Origin of the sequence: Amycolatopsis jiangsuensis (assembly GCF_014204865.1) — a bacterium.
Lineage (GTDB): Bacteria > Actinomycetota > Actinomycetes > Mycobacteriales > Pseudonocardiaceae > Amycolatopsis > Amycolatopsis jiangsuensis.
Genome location: NZ_JACHMG010000001.1, coordinates 4,367,631 through 4,382,761, shown reverse-complemented (window position 1 = coordinate 4,382,761; position 15,131 = coordinate 4,367,631). Strand labels below are relative to the sequence as shown.

Here is a 15,131-nt window from a genome sequence, read left to right as displayed (position 1 = left end):
TGAGCGGTCCGGTTCGCCCCCGGACTTCAGGCCGGGGCCGGGACACCCGGAGCGCAAGCACCGGGCACGACAGGCGAGTCGGTTCCGGAACCGGACGGGGAGAAGACCTGGAGACGAAACCGAAGAAGGAGCACCAGTGGCACGACTCGCTGGCGTCGACCTCCCCCGTGAGAAGCGGTTGGAGATCGCGCTGACCTACATCTACGGCATCGGCCGTACGCGCTCGAAGCAGATGATCGTCGCCGCCGAGCTGAACGCGGACACCCGCGTGAAGGACCTCAGCGACGAGGACCTGATCAAGCTGCGCGACTACATCGATGAGAACTTCAAGGTCGAGGGTGACCTTCGCCGTGAGGTGAACGCCGACATCCGGCGCAAGATCGAGATCGGTACCTACCAGGGCCTGCGCTGGCGTCGTGGTCTGCCGGTCCGCGGTCAGCGGACCAAGACCAACGCCCGCACCCGCAAGGGCCCGAAGAAGACGGTCGCCGGCAAGAAGAAGGCTGGCAAGAAGTGAGCGTCCGGGGCAAGAAGGTCGTGCAGATGGGTGGCGGGAATCGCCGCGGCACGGCTTGTGTCTCGCCCAAGGCGCTCTACGCCCGCCCGATGGCGCTGCGCAACCTCTACACCGATGCCGGGTCGATCATCCGGCGCGGGCAGCAGGAAGCCGTGGCCGCTCACCAAGAACACGCGCGTTAACAGGAGAACCCTCAGAATATGCCACCGAAGTCCCGTACTGCGGGGACCAAGAAGGTCCGCCGCAAGGAGAAGAAGAACGTCGCGCACGGTCACGCGCACATCAAGAGCACCTTCAACAACACCATCGTCTCGATCACGGACCCGACCGGCGCCGTGATCGCGTGGGCCTCGAGCGGACACGTGGGCTTCAAGGGCTCGCGCAAGTCCACTCCTTTCGCCGCGCAGATGGCCGCCGAGAACGCCGCCCGCAAGGCGGCCGAGCACGGCATGAAGAAGGTCGACGTGTTCGTGAAGGGCCCGGGCTCGGGCCGCGAGACGGCGATCCGCTCGCTGCAGGCGGCCGGCCTCGAGGTCGGCACCATCCAGGACGTGACCCCGCAGCCTCACAACGGCTGCCGCCCGCCCAAGCGGCGCCGGGTCTGAGGAACGGGGAGGAGTACTAACACATGGCTCGCTACACCGGCCCCGCGACGCGCATCTCGCGTCGCCTCAAGGTCGACCTCATCGGCGGCGACCAGGCTTTCGAGCGTCGCCCGTATCCGCCCGGCCAGCATGGCCGCGGCCGGATCAAGGAGTCCGAGTACCTCCTGCAGTCGCAGGAGAAGCAGAAGGCTCGCTACACCTACGGCGTTCTCGAGCGCCAGTTCGTCCGGTACTACAAGGAAGCCGTGCGGCGTCCCGGCAAGACCGGTGAGGTCCTGCTGCAGATCCTCGAGTCCCGGCTGGACAACGTGATCTACCGGGCCGGCATCGCCCGCACCCGCCGGCAGGCGCGGCAGCTGGTGAGCCACGGGCACTTCCTGGTCAACGGCCAGAAGGTGAACGTGCCCTCGTTCCAGGTGTCCAAGTGGGACATCATCGACGTCCGCCCGAAGTCCATGCCGATGCTGCCGTTCGTGGCCGCCAAGGAGTCCTTCGGCGAGCGTCCGATCCCCGCGTGGCTGCAGGTCGTGCAGTCGAACCTCCGCGTGCTGGTGCACCAGCTCCCGGAGCGTGCGCAGATCGACGTTCCGGTCCAGGAACAGCTGATCGTCGAGCTCTACTCGAAGTAGGTTCTACCGGCGGCGGCGCCCCCAGTGCGCCGCCGCCACGCCATCCCTTCGGCGTCATATGGCGGGCGCCGTCTGGAAAGGAACACAGAAATGCTGATTTCCCAGCGGCCGGCTCTCGGCGAAGAGACGGTCAACGAGACCCGCTCCCGGTTCACCATCGAACCGCTGGAGCCCGGCTTCGGCTACACGCTCGGCAACTCGCTGCGGCGCACACTGCTGTCGTCCATCCCGGGCGCGGCCGTGACGAGCATCCGCATCGACGGCGTGCTGCACGAGTTCACCACCGTTCCCGGGGTGAAGGAAGACGTCACCGACATCATCCTGAACCTGAAGGAACTGGTCGTGTCCTCGGAAGAGGACGAGCCGGTCACCATGTACCTGCGCAAGCAGGGCCCCGGTGAGGTCACGGCTGCCGACATCGTGCCGCCGGCGGGCGTCACCGTGCACAACCCGGATCTGCACATCGCGTCGCTGAACGGCAAGGGCAAGCTCGAGATCGAGCTCGTCGTCGAGCGCGGCCGCGGGTACGTTCCGGCCCTGCAGAACAAGCAGGCGGGCGCGGAGATCGGCCGGATCCCGGTCGACTCGATCTACTCGCCGGTGCTGAAGGTGACCTACAAGGTCGAGGCCACCCGTGTCGAGCAGCGCACCGACTTCGACAAGCTGATCCTGGACGTCGAGACCAAGCCGTCGATCACGCCGCGCGACGCGGTCGCCTCGGCGGGCAAGACGCTGGTGGAGCTGTTCGGTCTCGCCCGCGAGCTGAACGTCGACGCCGAGGGCATCGAGATCGGGCCGTCGCCGCAGGAGGCGGACACCATCGCCGCCTACGCGATGCCGATCGAGGACCTGGACCTCACCGTCCGGTCGTACAACTGCCTCAAGCGCGAGGGCATCCACACGGTGGGCGAGCTCGTCTCGCGCAGCGAGGCGGACCTGCTCGACATCCGCAACTTCGGCGCCAAGTCGATCGACGAGGTCAAGCTGAAGCTGGTCGGGCTCGGCCTGGCGCTCAAGGACAGCCCGCCCGGGTTCGATCCGTCCGCGGCCGCCGCCGGATACGACGGTGAGGGCTGGGCAGCCGACGGGGTCGCCGGGATCGGTGGCGGCATTTCGGACGAGGGCCACGACGATGGCCAGGACTACGCAGAGACCGAGCAGCTCTGAGGCCGCGTGCCCGGACGCTGTGAGCTGAACTAGGAGAACCCATGCCCACCCCTACCAAGGGAGCCCGGCTCGGCGGGTCGTCCGCCCACCAGCGGCTGCTCCTGGCCAACCTGGCCACGCAGCTGTTCGAGCACGGCAAGATCACCACCACCGAGGCCAAGGCCCGCCGGGTCCGCCCGCTGGCCGAGAAGCTGATCACCAAGGCGAAGCGGGGCGACCTGCACAACCGCCGTCTCGTGCAGAAGGTCGTCCGGGACAAGGACGTCGTGCACAAGCTGTTCGCCGAGATCGGGCCGCACTTCGCGGAGCGTGCGGGTGGCTACACCCGGATCACCAAGACGCTGCCGCGCAAGGGTGACAACGCGCCGATGGCGGTCATCGAGCTCGTCGCGGAGAAGACCGTGACGTCCGAGGCCGAGCGGGCGCGTGGCACGAAGTTCGCGAAGGACGCCAAGCCCGCCGAGGCGCCGGTCGCCGCCGAGGAGACCACCTCGGAGGAGACCGCTGCCGAGGCCACTGCTGCGGAGGAGGCTCCGGCCGAGGCCGAGGCCGAGGCCGAGGCCGAGGCCGAGGCCGACGCGGACGCCAAGAAGGACTGAGTCCTGACGGCACTGTCGAACGAGGACGAGCCCGCCACTCCCCCCGGGGAGGGCGGGCTCGTTCGTCTGCGCCTGGACGTGAGCTACGACGGCACGGATTTCTCCGGCTGGGCCCGGCAGCCGGGCAGGCGGACCGTGCAGGCCTGCCTGGAGGAGGCGCTGCAGCGCCAGCCGCCCGGGCTTTCCGTACCGAAGTCGGTGGTCGTGGCCGGGCGTACCGATGCCGGGGTGCACGCGACCGGACAGGTCGTACACGTCGACGTGGTCCCGTTCGCGCCGGCCGCTCCGGGGCGGATCCCGGTGGACGAGCGTGGCGTCCCGGACCTGACCCGGATGCGTGGCCGCTGGAACAAGCTGCTGCCCACTGACGTGCGGGTACTGCGTGCCCGCCCGGCCGCGGCGGGTTTCGACGCCCGCTTCTCCGCCGTCCGGCGGCACTACCGGTACCGCGTCTCGGACGCGCCGTGGGGCGTGGACCCGTTGCGCCGCAACGACACTCTCGCCTGGGGACGTCCGCTGTCGGTGGGGCGGATGAACGAGGCCGCGCATGCACTGCTCGGCCTGCAGGACTTCGCCGCCTACTGCAAGCAGCGCGAGGGCGGCACCACGATCCGCGAGCTGCAGCACCTGGAGTGGACCCGCATCGACGAGCACCTGCTCGAAGTCCGGGTGTCCGCGGACGCGTTCTGCCATTCGATGGTCCGCAGCCTGGTAGGAGTCCTTCTCATGGTCGGCGACGGCCGCCGCGCCGTCGGCTGGCCAGGAGACGTCCTGGAAAGCGGCCGCCGCGACAGCGCCGTCGCCCCCGCCCACGGCCTCACCCTGACCGCGGTGGACTACCCCCCGGACGAAGACCTGGCCGCCCGCGCGGAGCAGACCCGCGCCGTGCGTACCTCGACGGATCGCTGACCGGCCCAGGCGTACTACGAGGTCACAGGCAGGCTGGATGGCGACGTTCGTGTTCTACGGCCTGAACGGTTTCGATCTGGACGCGCCGGAGGACGACGCCTACGACCTGGTGATCGCGGCTGAAACCGGGACGCGCGAGTACCAGCCCGTGGCTGAGCGCCTGGCGGGGTGGGCCCGCGCCGAGGTCGCCCAGCCACGTGAGGTCGAGCGCTAACCGGTCGGCGGGATCGGCAGGCCGGGGCAGGTGCTGTCCGACGTTTTACCGGTGTCGAAGAACTCGACTGCCTTCGACGCGCACGGGAGCAAGGACAGGGAACCGTGGATGTCGTCCTCGACGGTGAGTAGGGAGCCGCCGATGCGTGCGTGCATTTCCTGCGCCCAGGAAAACGGGGTCACCGACTCGTAGGTGTGTCCGACGAGCTGCAGCGGGCTCTTTCCGGGAGTGAAGTGCCACGGGGTGGTGGGTAGTGGCCAGCCGGCGCACTTGCCGTCGTACTGGCCGTGGCTGCCGGCGATCGGGAGTTCGGCGGACAGCGCCAGATGGTTGCGCCAGGCCGTTTCGAAGTCGCGGGTGCCGGTCGCTTCGTTGCACAGCAACGCGTCCTCCTGGTCCGGATTGAACCCCGGGTTCGGGTCGTGCCAGTCGAACCCGGTGCGGTCGGCGGTCGCGGGACCGGGAACCGCACTGGAAACCTTTGCGCCGGAACGGAGTTCGACCAGTTTGCCGGCCGACTCCGGCCAGTCCGGGCGGCGCTGGGTGAGCAGGTTGTCCACCTCTTCCCGGTCGGCCGCGTTCGCACGCAGGTCCAGCAGCGCCTGGGTGGCCGCCTCCTTCGTCGCGCCGAAGTGGTAGACGCGGTCATTGCCGGCCAGCCAGCCGGCGAAGTCGTGGAACGAGTTCTCCAGCGCCGCCATCTGGTCGTGGTCGGTCCGGGTGAGGTCGAAAACGGGGCTCACCACCGAATCGAGCAGCATCGCGTCCACGTGGTCGTCGAACAGCGTGCGGTACTCCGCGCCAAGTGCGGTGCCCCAGGAAATGCCGTAGTAGCCGATCCGGTCTTCGCCGAGTGCCTGCCGGATCCGGTCCATGTCACGGGCGACGTTCGCGGTGGTCAGGTTTGCCATGAACTCCGGGTCCTTCGCCACGCAGTCCTGGTAGTGCTGGGCGTTCTTCTCGGACTCGAAGCGGGCCTTTTCCTTGTCGGAAAGGGAAGGGTCCGGTTCCGCGTCGTCGTGTCGGCAGGACAGCCCGGCGCTGTAGCCGACTCCGCGCGGGGAGAAGCCGATGAGGTCGTGGTGCACGCCGATCCCGGCGGCTTTCGTGTTCAGCAGGGACCGCGGCATGTCCATCCCGGATGCGCCGGGGCCGCCCGGGTTGGTCAGGACGACGCCGTCCCGGCTGCCGGTGGCCTTGATCCGGCTCACCGCCAGGTCGAACGTGCGCCCGTCCGGCTTCGCGTAGTCGACCGGCACCGAGATCGAGGCGCATTCGGTGCGTTGGTCCTCGGCGGGCCAGCCGTCCGCGATGTCCCGGCATGGTGTCCACTGCAGACTGTCCGCCGCGGTGGCGACTCCAGGCGCGAACGGTACGAGCAATAACCCGGCCAGCGCCGGTCCGATCAGGTGCTTGATCCGCATGCGGCTCATCCTGGCCGGGCGGCCACGGCCGGCTGATCGGCCGATCGGCCACCCGGAGGTGCCGATCGGCCGGTAGCGCGGTACTCAGTCGCCCCGGCGGACCGGTCCGAGCAGCTGCTGTTCCTTCTGCGTGGTGACCAGCCGCAGCGGACGCCACAGGTTGCGGCCCAGCGCCACCACCTGGTCGTCCTTGAGCGTGGTCAGCTGCCGCATCATCTGCGGTGGCAGCCGCCAGATCCGGGCGGCCAGCTCGGCCTGTCCGGCGGGCAGCCGCTGCATCAGCACGAGGTCCGCGGCGTTGGCCGTGGCACCCGCCTGCGGGTGCAGGTAGGGCAGCACGTACACCGTCGTCTGCCACGGCGACCGCGGCGGGAACAGGTCCTGCGGGGTCGGCCCGCCGTCGGTCACCACGAGCAGCGGGGCGTCCTCGGACGGGCGTGGCAGCTCGACCGGCGACAGCCTGCGGATCTGCACCAGCGGCGAAGGCCGTCCGTCACGGTTGCCCGCGGCCTGGGAGAGCACCTGCCAGGCCGCCGGACGACCGGTGGCCACCACCACCCAGGCACCGACCGCCATCGCCCGCATCGCCACCTGGCGGGCCAGGTAGAGGCCGCCGACGAGCACGATGCGCGTCGGTGCGGAACGCAGTGCCGACACCGTGAGTGGTTCGCCCTTGAGCCCGGATCCGAGGACGATGCCGCCGCGGTCGCCGGACGGGCTGATCGCGTCGAGCATCGCCGGGTCCACGGAGAACTCCGGCGCCACGCCGGCGTTCTGGCCCGCGTCACGCACACGCGTGGTCATGCCGTACCTCCGATCGGCAGGGTGGCGGCGAAGGCGGAGACCTGCAGGCCCCGCAGCGGGGTCAGGTCGACGCCGAGCCGCTCCGAGATGCTCTGCAGCCGCTGGTCGGCGGCGTCGAGCTCACGCGGGTTGCGGGCACTGAGCCGGACCACGCCGCGCAGGCCGATGCGGCCCTCGTCGACAGACGGCGAAATCGACATGGCGACCGTGGCCGAGAGCGCCCGCACACTGGTGAGGGCGTTGAGGCTGCCGCTGATCTTGCCCTTCGGCCAGTTCGTGATCGCGTAGCTGGAGTGCCCGATCCCGGCCGCGGTGACGCCGGTCCAGTTCTCCTGCAGGCTGACCTGCGTGGCCGAACCGGCCACCGAGGTGAGCTCGGCCGCGGAGATGCTGGCCCGCAGCAGTTCGTCCGGGTCGAGCGGACGAGTGGGCACCCCCTGCGATTCGAGGGCGTTGCGCACCCGGGAGAGGGCGCCGATCAGCGCCCGGTGCGCGCCGACGACGCCGCCGCCGCGTTCCCGGATCGCGTCCGGGCAGCGCCGCGGGTCGAGCCGGACGGCGATCCAGGTGGTGCGCCGGGCCGCCGCGGGCAGCGGGCCGAGCACCTCCAGGTACGAGCTGAGCGCGGGCGAGTCCGACGGCAGCGCCGCCGAACCGGGGTAGCTGTGCCAGATCATCTGGATGGAGTCGAGCACCACGCCGCGGTCCTCGAGACACGGCGCCAGTGCCGACAGCGGCAGACTCGGCGCGCTGGCGGCCTGGCTGATCAACGCCGGCGTCGGCTCCACCAGCAGCACCGCGGTCCAGGTCCCGTCGTTCCAGGCGATCCCGACCTGCTGCCGTTCGTGGTCGACGCCGTGCGCCACCACGAGGTCCGGCACGGCCAGCCGCAGCAGGTTGACGCGCGCGTCCTCCGGCCCGGTGACGGTGCTCTCCTCGGGCAGCTCCTCGAGGTCGGGCGGCGGCGGAGTGGCGACCCGGCCGTGTGAGCGGAAGCGGTAACGCAGGGTGAGGCCGAGCCACTGGGTGAACCAGCGTCCGCCCCAGCGCAGGAAGGCGAGGATCAGCCCGAGGACGGCCACCCCGATGGCGACGTACTTGAGCGACATGTCGATCGCCAGCAGGACGAGCCCGATCGTGACGCCGACCTCGAACAGCACGAGGTTCGCGACCGGCAACGCCCCGAGCGTGATCCCGCCGGAACGCTGCCGCGAGGGCGGCGAGATCCGAGTCGCGGCGGAGCTCGGCGCGGACTCGCCGCCGCCGTCCGGGGAACCACCAGGTCCACCGGAACCGCCCGGACCACCGGGTCCACCGGGACCACCGCCGCCGGGGCCACCGGGTCCACCCGGGCCGCCGGGACCACCGGGTCCGCCGGGACCACCGCCGCCGGGGCCACCGGGTCCACCCGGGCCGCCGGGACCACCAGGTCCGCCGGGACCAGGCCTGCCCGGACCGCCGGGACCACCGGGCCCACCGGGTCGTCCGGTCCGGGGCCCGCCGGGGCCACCCGGACCGTTCGGGCCACCGGGCTTGCCGGGCCCGTTCGGACCGGGCCCGTTCGGGCCGGGACCGCCGGGTCCACCGGGCTTGGGAGGCCCGCCGGGTCCGCCGGGCTTCGGCGGCCCGCCCGGCTTGGGCGGCGCGACCGGCCCGCCGGGACCCGGCCGTCCGGGGCCACCCGGCCCACCCGGACCGGGCCCGGGTCCACCGGGAGTGCGCGGCGGCATGCCCGGCCCGCCCGGCGCCACACCCGGACCACCCGTTCTCCCCGGCCGCTGCGGCGGCCCCGGGGGGCGTCCTCCGGGAGGTGGCGGCGGTCCTTGCGAACCAGGCGGACGTGGAGGCGTGCTGACGGACATCCGCGCGTTCTCTTCCCCTCGTGAGTGCTGCGTACCCGGAAAGCCGGTCCCGGGGTGTCCGACCCTAGCCGGAGTTGGTAGAAACCCCACACCAGACGGTCCCCGTACGGCTATCCTGCGGAACCGTACCGCGACGGGGAGGACTGTAGGCCGACAATGCCATCAACACCCACGACCAAGTCTCAAGTTCAGGCTTACAAGTTCGTGCTGCGTCGGATGCAGTCGGCTCTCGTCCGCCGGGACGCGGTGATGCTGCACGATCCGATGCGCACCCATTCCCGCGCGACCGTCGTCGGGGTCATCCTCGGCGTGCTGGGCGCGGTCGTGTTCGTGCTGTGGGGCCTGCTCAGCCCGGCTCCCTCGGTGCCCTCGTCGGACAACATCGTGATCGGCGAGCAGTCCGGCACGGTGTACGTCGTCACCGGCGACCCGCAGCGGCTGATCCCCACCTTCAACCTCGCGTCCGCGCGGCTGATCCTGATGGCGCAGAAGCAGCAGGCGCAGCAACAGCAGCAGGGCGGCGGCCAGCAGCAGGCGTCCGAGGTGAAGGCCCCGAGTGTCGTGTCGGACGAACAGCTCAAGGACATTCCGCGCGAGAAGCTGACCGGGATCCCGGACGGACCGCAGCTGCTGCCGGACGGCTCGCAGCGGATCACCCCCGATTGGGCGGTCTGCGACGAGGTGAAACTCGACCCGCAGCTGCCGCAGCCGGACAGCATCGACCAGACCGACACCGACGTGCTCGCCGGGATCCAGAATCTGGGCACCGAGCTGAAGGACGACCCGGGACAGGCGCAGGCGCTGCTCGGTGACGCGGGCAACGGCAAGACCTACCTGATCTACCGCCTCGAGCCCACGCAGAGCCGCCCGTACGCGGGCACCGTGCGGGCAGAGGTCCCGACCGGCGTCAACGACCCGGTGCGTTCGGCACTGCACCTGCCGGACAAGGCCCGCAAGATGTCCCAGGCCTTCCTGAACGCGATCCCCGAGGTCACCAAGCTGGCGCCGCCGAACGTGCCGGGCGCGGGACAGCCGCCGGCGCAGAACATCCAGGGCCTGAACATCGGCCAGGTGTTCGCCACCCAGCCCACCGGTCAGTCCCCGCAGTTCTGGCTGATCACCCAGGACGGTGTCCAGGAGGTCTCGCCCGCCGTGGCGGACATCGTGCGTACCGCCACGAGCGGCAGCGGGAGCACCACGCCGACGCTGGAGCTGCCGGTCATCAACGGCGTCAAGCAGCTGCAGCCGAACGACCCCGGCTACATCAACGTGGACGACTTCCCCGCTCAGGTGCCGACCGTGCTGGACGCCGCGCAGAACTCGCCGGTCGCCTGCCTCGGCTGGCACTACGACGCCGCGAGCAACAAGGCGCACACCTCGGTCTACATCAACACCAAGATCCCGGTGGAGCAGAACAAGGACGGCTCGTCGCGGCTGCTCAGCGTCAGCAACCCCGGCCCGAACGGGCTGCCGATCACCGGCTTCTACATGCCCTCGGGCTACGGCGCGGTGGTGCAGTCGGCCACCGAAGCGAGCGCGACCTTCAAGAAGGGCCCCATCCAGCTGATCTCCGACCGGGGGATCCGCTACGGCGTGCCGGACACGGCGACCGCGGACGGCCTCGGCCTGAACGACCGGCTGCCGGCGCCCGAGTCGATCATCGGGCTGCTGCCCACCGGTGCGTCGCTGAACACCCAGAACGTGCTCAAGCAGTACGACTCGGTGCCGATCGACCCGAACGCCGGATCGTTCCCGCAAGCGAACAACCAGCAGGCCGCGGGGAACTGACCGGGATGCTCGTCCGTCCACTCCACACAACCGGGTGAAGCGGAGGGATGCCATGAGCGCGCCGGAGGGCGGGCCGGGATCGGCTGCAGTGCGGATCGACGGCGAGATCGTCGGCGGATACGCGGCGAAGGTCGCGCGGGCCGCCGACGAGCTGGCCGCCGCGGCGGCCGATATCGGCCAGGGTGCGACCGCGCCCGAGGCGTACGGCGGGCTCGGCGCGGAGCTGGGCGTCGGAGAGTCGTACGCGCGGGCGGCCGAGGCGCTGCGTGGACAGCTCGGCGCCGGAGTGGCCGCGCTGCGGTCGGTCACCGAGGCGCTGGAGCAGCTCACCGCGGGCCACGAGCAGCGCGACGCGGACGCGGCCGAGCAGATCGAGCGCGCGGGGAGGACCACGTGAGCGAGCCGTCGCTGGCGTTCGTGTCCGAACTCGCCCGGGACCTCGGGACGGCCGATCCGGTCGAGGCCTACTACCGGCCGTTGACCGGACAGTGGGAGGAGCTGACCGAGGAGGCCGGCCGGTTGCGTGCCGCGGCGGGCACGGCCGCCCGGGTCTCCGCGGACCTCGCGGAGGACCTCGGCAGGCTCGACGCACTGTGGACCGGACCGGACGCGGACGCGTTCGTCGGCTACCTCGGCGAGATCCGGTCGGCGAGCGAAGGCGCCGAGGACGCGCTCGAGGCGCTGGCCGGTGCGCTCGAGGAGCTGGCCGGATCGGTTCGCCGGATCGTGGACGCGACCGAAGAGGTCATCGTGGACGCGGCGGACGTGTTGTCGGAATCGGCGATGCTGCCGGTCGGCGGGGCGAATCGCGCCCGCGCGCAGCTGCGCGAGACCGGGCAGTCGCTGCAGTCCCTGCACTCCAGCGCCCAGGACGTGCTGCAGGAGTTCGGCCGGCTCTGCGACGGCGTCGACGCACCGCCCGGACAGCAGCAGAGCATCGAGCTGCGGCACCACTACCCGGCCGAGCAGTTCCGGCTGCAGGCCACGGGAACCGCCTTCGCCCTGCCCGACGCGAACGCCTCCGCGAGCGCCGACTCGGGCACGCCGTCTTCCGACGACTCCGTCACGCCGTCCGCGGTGGAACAGGGCAAGGAGACCGCCGCTGATCCGCGGGCGGAGCCGGGTCAGGCGGCGGTGCCGCCGGCCGAACCGGTCGCACCGCCGGCGCCCGCGCAGGCGGAGAGCCACGGCAGCGGCATGCCGATGATGCCGATGATGGGTGGTTTCGGCGGCCTCGGTGGCGGGGGTGGGGGCGACCGGCCCCGGAAGGGCCGTGAACGGTTCCCGGCCAAGCCTTCGGAGATCTTCGGTGAGCCGGATCCCGTCACGCCACCGGTGCTGGGGGAGGACCCGGCCCCGGAGAAGGCACGTAAGCGTGGGAAACCCCGCAACTGAATCAGGGGCCACCCGCCGCGGCAGAACGCGGTAGGTGGCCCCTGAGCCGTTGTTCCGGGTGGTTCAGCGCCGCGGTGCGGACGGTGTGGAGGACGAGGGCCGGTTGCGCCGGATCGTGTGCATCACGAACAGGGTGATCACCAGCGCGGCCAGCCCGCCGCCGGTGCCGGCGAGCGCGACGATCATCGGCGTGGAGCTGAGACCGTCGCCCGGCGGCAGGTTCGCCGCCTGCACCATCGGCTTCGGCGGGGCGAGGTTGCCGACGTCGTTCGGCAGGTTCGCGGTGAGCGCGGCCACCGGGTCGATCACGCCGTAGCCCACGTAGTCGTCGTGGCCGCCGGGAGCCGCCGGGTGCTGCGCCGTCGCCTCGATCCGCTTGATGACCTCACGGGCTCCGAGATTCGGGAACATCTGCCGCACGAGGGCGGCGAGCCCGGCCACGTACGGGGCGGCGAAGCTCGTGCCCTGGATCGGGGAGGCCTGGTTGCCGTTGGAGATGACGCGGTTCGCGAGGCCGGTCGAGCCCTCTGCCGGATCCAGCGACACGATCTCCGTACCCGGCGCGGCGACGCCGACCCACGGGCCGTGCACGCTGAAGTTCGCGACGCTGCCGTTCTGGTCGATCGCGCCGACCGAGAGCACGTCATTGGCGAACCACGGCGGAGTGACGATCGACTTCGGCTTGTTCGGGTCCGCCTGGTCGTTCTGCGGGCAGCTGTCGGACACGTTGCCCGCCGCGGCGACGACCACGACGTTCTTGTCCGCCGCGTACTTCACCGCGGCCTGGACCTGGCGTTCGCTGTCCTGGATGTCCGCGGGCGGGGCGGTGCGGCAGTGGTCGAGCGACATGTTGATGACGCCGATACCACCCCGGTCCGCGATCCCGCGGATGATCTGCGCGAGCGAGCCCAGCGTGCCCGCCGTGTCGCCCTTCTCGATCTGCCGGCTGTCGCCCTCGTTGTTGCCCTGCTGCGGTCCGGTGCCGCCGGGTTCACCGCCGCCGTTGGACGGTGGCAGCTCGTTGCCGCCGGTGTCCCCGCCCGGCGGGGAGCCGGTGCCGCCCGCCGGTGGTGCCGAGGACTTCTCGTCCTTGGGTCCGTAGTTCTCGCTCAGCTGCCGGTAGGACACGATGTTCGCGTCCGGGGCCACTCCGATGAAGCCGACCTTGGGGTCCTGTGGGTTACCCGCGATGACGCCCGCGACCTCGGTGCCGTGCCCGTCGCAGTCCTGCAGCCCCGGCGGCTGGCCGTTGGTTGTGGGACCCACGTAGTCGCCGCCGCTTTCCACCCGGTTCTGCAGCCACGGATGCGGTGTCACTCCGGTGTCCACCACGGCGACGCGCTGGCCACCGCCCACGCTGTTCTTCGCCGCGCGGACGATCTCCTGCGCCTTCTCCAGCTGCAGGTAGTCCTGCCCCCACGGGCGGAAGTTGATCTCGATGTTCTCGCCGAGGCTCCGCTCCACACACTTGGTCTTCTGCTCGTACGGCTTGTCCGGCGCGTGGGTGTCGACCGGCAGGCCGTCGTAGCCGTTGATCGGCGGCGGGGTGGCCCAGGAACCCGCCGGGGTGTCGGCGGTCTGCGCGGCCGCGGGCGCGGCCGCGAACGGGGACAGCACCCCGAGCCCGGCCGCGACCACGGCGACCCCGGCCCGGCCGGGAAGACCGAGCCGGCGGGAGAGGAAACGTCGGGCAGCCATGTCGCGGCTCACTTGAGGTTGAGGTGGCGCAGCGTCATGTAGAGGTCCATCACACCGAGTGCCAGCGGCAGCACCACCGCGATACAGATCGCCTCGATGATCTCCACGGTGCGCCGCAACGGGGGCGAGAACCGCTGGTTCGGGAAGATCACGCCGACCACCAGCGCACCCGCGGCCACCAGGACCAGCACGCCGAAGACGTACATCAGCCGGTGCTCGGCCGTGGCCGAGAAGAGCCAGCCCAGCAGGATGCCGGCCGCGGCGATCATGCCGGTGGTGAGCAGCGCGATGGCCTGCGCGCCGTTGGCGTATGCGCGGGCCCGCAGCAGCAGCACCAGGGTGGCGACGATGCCGAGGATGGGGCCGAAGACGTTGGGCGCGGTGGCCGCGATGACCGCGGACAGCGCCGCGGTGGCGCCGCAGCCGATCATCAGGCCGGTCATGTAATCGTGCGCGACCGCGGTGCGCTGCTCGATCGCCTGGTAGTCCGGGAAGCCGGAGTCCTCCTTGAGCTCCTCCGCGGTGCTCGGCACGTGCGGCAGCGGCAGCTTGGCCAGCCAGATCGTGGTGCGCGGAAGCAGCGAGATGCAGGCCAGTGCCACCGCGACCACCCCGGCCGCGACCTCCGGCGCGTCCGCGTTGGTGACCAGCGTGGCCACCAGGAAGGCGACCGCGCCGAACGCACCCGCCGTGGCCGCGGCGATGAAGACCCGGATGCCCGCGCCGACGACCAGAATGCAGACCGCCGCGACGATCAGCACGAGTACCGCGCCGAGCAGCAGGTTCGCCCGCAGGGACAGACCGGGCACGATGTGGAAGCCGCTCACGAAGGCCAGCGGCAGGCCGCCCGCGGCGGCGATCAGCACTCCGGTGGATTCCGCCTGGTACCCCTTGGCCAGCGTGGCGCCCACCGCGACGCAGGCGATCGCGCCGAGGCCGCCGGCGACGGCCGCGCCGATCGCGGACCCGCCGTAGAACGATCCGCTGAAGAAGAGCGCGAGTGCCGCGGCGAACAGGGCCAGCCCGCCGGCCACGTGCCCGAACCGCTGGGCGGTCTCCTTGGTCCACGGCCGGAAGGTGTCCGGATCGGACTCCGCGATCGCGTCCACGACGTCGTCGTAGAGCGGCGGCGGCGGGTTCTCGTTGCGTTTGCGCAGCTGCAGCAGCTCGCCGTCGACGACCCCGAGCGAGGCCAGCGTGCGGCTCGGGTCCAGCGGTGCGTCGCCGAGTTTGGCCAGCGCCCACCCGCCGTGTCGTGCTCCTCCGTCCGGAGTGACCTCCTTGGCCATCTCCAGGAGCATCGGCAGCAGGTCGGCGACCGCGACGTCGGCCGGAAGCGCGACGTCGATGCGTGTCGTCGGCGCCACCACCGTGACCCTGCTGAATACCGTCGTGCCCGTTGCCACTAGTGCCCCCGCTCTGATGAGTCAGCTCCCGGGGGAACTTATACCGAACCTGGTGACGGGTTTCAGCCGCTGCCGGTAAATCGTCGGCGAAAATACCCGTCCAGGCCCTTCGGA

The 15,131-nt window shown here is 71.0% G+C and carries 16 protein-coding genes; 11 read left to right on the top strand and 5 right to left on the bottom strand.

Going from position 1 to position 15,131, the window contains the following annotated elements:
- Positions 1-136: 136 nt before the first annotated feature.
- The 8 genes from rpsM to BJY18_RS19330 all read left to right on the top strand — a co-directional run bounded on the left by rpsM (position 137) and on the right by BJY18_RS19330 (position 4,640).
- The gene (rpsM, locus tag BJY18_RS19365; RefSeq protein WP_184781310.1) at positions 137-517 is read left to right on the top strand and encodes a 30S ribosomal protein S13; all 381 of its coding nucleotides are present in this window, start codon (positions 137-139) and stop codon (positions 515-517) included.
- Entirely contained in the window at positions 514-699 is a 186-nt protein-coding gene (locus tag BJY18_RS19360; RefSeq protein ID WP_184781309.1) for a hypothetical protein, read from the top strand. The genes rpsM and BJY18_RS19360 overlap by 4 nt, the downstream gene beginning before the upstream one ends.
- Before the next feature lie 18 nt (positions 700-717).
- Positions 718-1,122, top strand: a complete 405-nt coding sequence (rpsK, locus tag BJY18_RS19355; protein WP_098511580.1) for a 30S ribosomal protein S11 — start codon at positions 718-720, stop codon at positions 1,120-1,122.
- A gap of 23 nt (positions 1,123-1,145) precedes the next feature.
- Positions 1,146-1,751: a 30S ribosomal protein S4 gene (gene rpsD, locus BJY18_RS19350; protein WP_184781308.1), complete on the top strand. Its 606-nt coding sequence runs from the start codon at positions 1,146-1,148 to the stop codon at positions 1,749-1,751.
- A 90-nt stretch (positions 1,752-1,841) separates the two neighbouring features.
- Positions 1,842-2,918, top strand: a complete 1,077-nt coding sequence (locus tag BJY18_RS19345; protein WP_184781307.1) for a DNA-directed RNA polymerase subunit alpha — start codon at positions 1,842-1,844, stop codon at positions 2,916-2,918.
- A 41-nt stretch (positions 2,919-2,959) separates the two neighbouring features.
- Positions 2,960-3,517, top strand: coding sequence for a 50S ribosomal protein L17 (gene rplQ, locus BJY18_RS19340; protein ID WP_184781306.1), 558 nt, complete (start codon positions 2,960-2,962; stop codon positions 3,515-3,517).
- A 72-nt stretch (positions 3,518-3,589) separates the two neighbouring features.
- Positions 3,590-4,426 (top strand): tRNA pseudouridine(38-40) synthase TruA, encoded by an 837-nt coding sequence (gene truA / locus BJY18_RS19335; protein WP_246460138.1) that lies wholly within the window; start codon positions 3,590-3,592, stop codon positions 4,424-4,426.
- Between the two features lie 37 nt (positions 4,427-4,463).
- Complete coding sequence (locus BJY18_RS19330; protein ID WP_376774694.1) at positions 4,464-4,640, top strand: hypothetical protein; 177 nt, start codon at positions 4,464-4,466, stop codon at positions 4,638-4,640.
- Here the strand turns inward: BJY18_RS19330 and BJY18_RS19325 are convergent.
- From BJY18_RS19325 to eccE, 3 genes are all read right to left on the bottom strand, one after another.
- Positions 4,637-6,064 carry an alpha/beta fold hydrolase gene (locus BJY18_RS19325; protein ID WP_246458925.1) on the bottom strand — a complete coding sequence of 476 codons (1,428 nt, stop codon included), beginning with the start codon at positions 6,062-6,064 and terminating at the stop codon, positions 4,637-4,639. The two genes, BJY18_RS19330 and BJY18_RS19325, sit on opposite strands and share 4 nt — an antisense overlap.
- An 84-nt stretch (positions 6,065-6,148) precedes the next feature.
- Entirely contained in the window at positions 6,149-6,868 is a 720-nt protein-coding gene (locus BJY18_RS19320; protein WP_184781304.1) for a hypothetical protein, read from the bottom strand.
- A complete protein-coding gene (eccE, locus tag BJY18_RS19315) occupies positions 6,865-8,094 on the bottom strand; it encodes a type VII secretion protein EccE (protein ID WP_184784717.1) in 1,230 nt (409 codons plus the stop codon). Before eccE ends, BJY18_RS19320 begins: the two co-directional genes overlap by 4 nt.
- Before the next feature lie 792 nt (positions 8,095-8,886).
- On the opposite strand from eccE, the gene eccB reads away from it, so the two are divergent.
- Genes eccB through BJY18_RS19300 form a run of 3 tightly spaced genes read left to right on the top strand, consistent with a single transcriptional unit; the run spans position 8,887 to position 11,913 of the window.
- A complete protein-coding gene (gene eccB, locus BJY18_RS19310) occupies positions 8,887-10,518 on the top strand; it encodes a type VII secretion protein EccB (protein ID WP_184781303.1) in 1,632 nt (543 codons plus the stop codon).
- A gap of 52 nt (positions 10,519-10,570) precedes the next feature.
- On the top strand, positions 10,571-10,915 hold the full coding sequence (locus BJY18_RS19305) for a hypothetical protein (protein ID WP_184781302.1): 345 nt from the start codon (positions 10,571-10,573) through the stop codon (positions 10,913-10,915).
- Positions 10,912-11,913: a WXG100 family type VII secretion target gene (locus BJY18_RS19300; protein ID WP_184781301.1), complete on the top strand. Its 1,002-nt coding sequence runs from the start codon at positions 10,912-10,914 to the stop codon at positions 11,911-11,913. The genes BJY18_RS19305 and BJY18_RS19300 overlap by 4 nt, the downstream gene beginning before the upstream one ends.
- Before the next feature lie 63 nt (positions 11,914-11,976).
- On the opposite strand, the gene BJY18_RS19295 is transcribed toward BJY18_RS19300, so the two are convergent.
- Both BJY18_RS19295 and eccD read right to left on the bottom strand, forming a co-directional pair.
- Positions 11,977-13,611, bottom strand: a complete 1,635-nt coding sequence (locus BJY18_RS19295; protein WP_184781300.1) for a S8 family serine peptidase — start codon at positions 13,609-13,611, stop codon at positions 11,977-11,979.
- 8 nt (positions 13,612-13,619) lie between these two features.
- Positions 13,620-15,017 carry a type VII secretion integral membrane protein EccD gene (eccD, locus tag BJY18_RS19290; protein ID WP_184781299.1) on the bottom strand — a complete coding sequence of 466 codons (1,398 nt, stop codon included), beginning with the start codon at positions 15,015-15,017 and terminating at the stop codon, positions 13,620-13,622.
- Positions 15,018-15,131: the final 114 nt, after the last annotated feature.

Coding starts and splice junctions, on each gene's coding strand:
- rpsK (WP_098511580.1), top strand. CDS start 718: ATGCCACCGAAGTCCCGTACTGCGGGGACCAAGAAGGTCCGCCGCAAG.
- rpsD (WP_184781308.1), top strand. CDS start 1,146: ATGGCTCGCTACACCGGCCCCGCGACGCGCATCTCGCGTCGCCTCAAG.
- BJY18_RS19345 (WP_184781307.1), top strand. CDS start 1,842: ATGCTGATTTCCCAGCGGCCGGCTCTCGGCGAAGAGACGGTCAACGAG.
- rplQ (WP_184781306.1), top strand. CDS start 2,960: ATGCCCACCCCTACCAAGGGAGCCCGGCTCGGCGGGTCGTCCGCCCAC.
- BJY18_RS19330 (WP_376774694.1), top strand. CDS start 4,464: ATGGCGACGTTCGTGTTCTACGGCCTGAACGGTTTCGATCTGGACGCG.
- BJY18_RS19325 (WP_246458925.1), bottom strand. CDS start 6,064: ATGCGGATCAAGCACCTGATCGGACCGGCGCTGGCCGGGTTATTGCTC.
- BJY18_RS19320 (WP_184781304.1), bottom strand. CDS start 6,868: ATGACCACGCGTGTGCGTGACGCGGGCCAGAACGCCGGCGTGGCGCCG.
- eccB (WP_184781303.1), top strand. CDS start 8,887: ATGCCATCAACACCCACGACCAAGTCTCAAGTTCAGGCTTACAAGTTC.
- BJY18_RS19305 (WP_184781302.1), top strand. CDS start 10,571: ATGAGCGCGCCGGAGGGCGGGCCGGGATCGGCTGCAGTGCGGATCGAC.
- BJY18_RS19295 (WP_184781300.1), bottom strand. CDS start 13,611: ATGGCTGCCCGACGTTTCCTCTCCCGCCGGCTCGGTCTTCCCGGCCGG.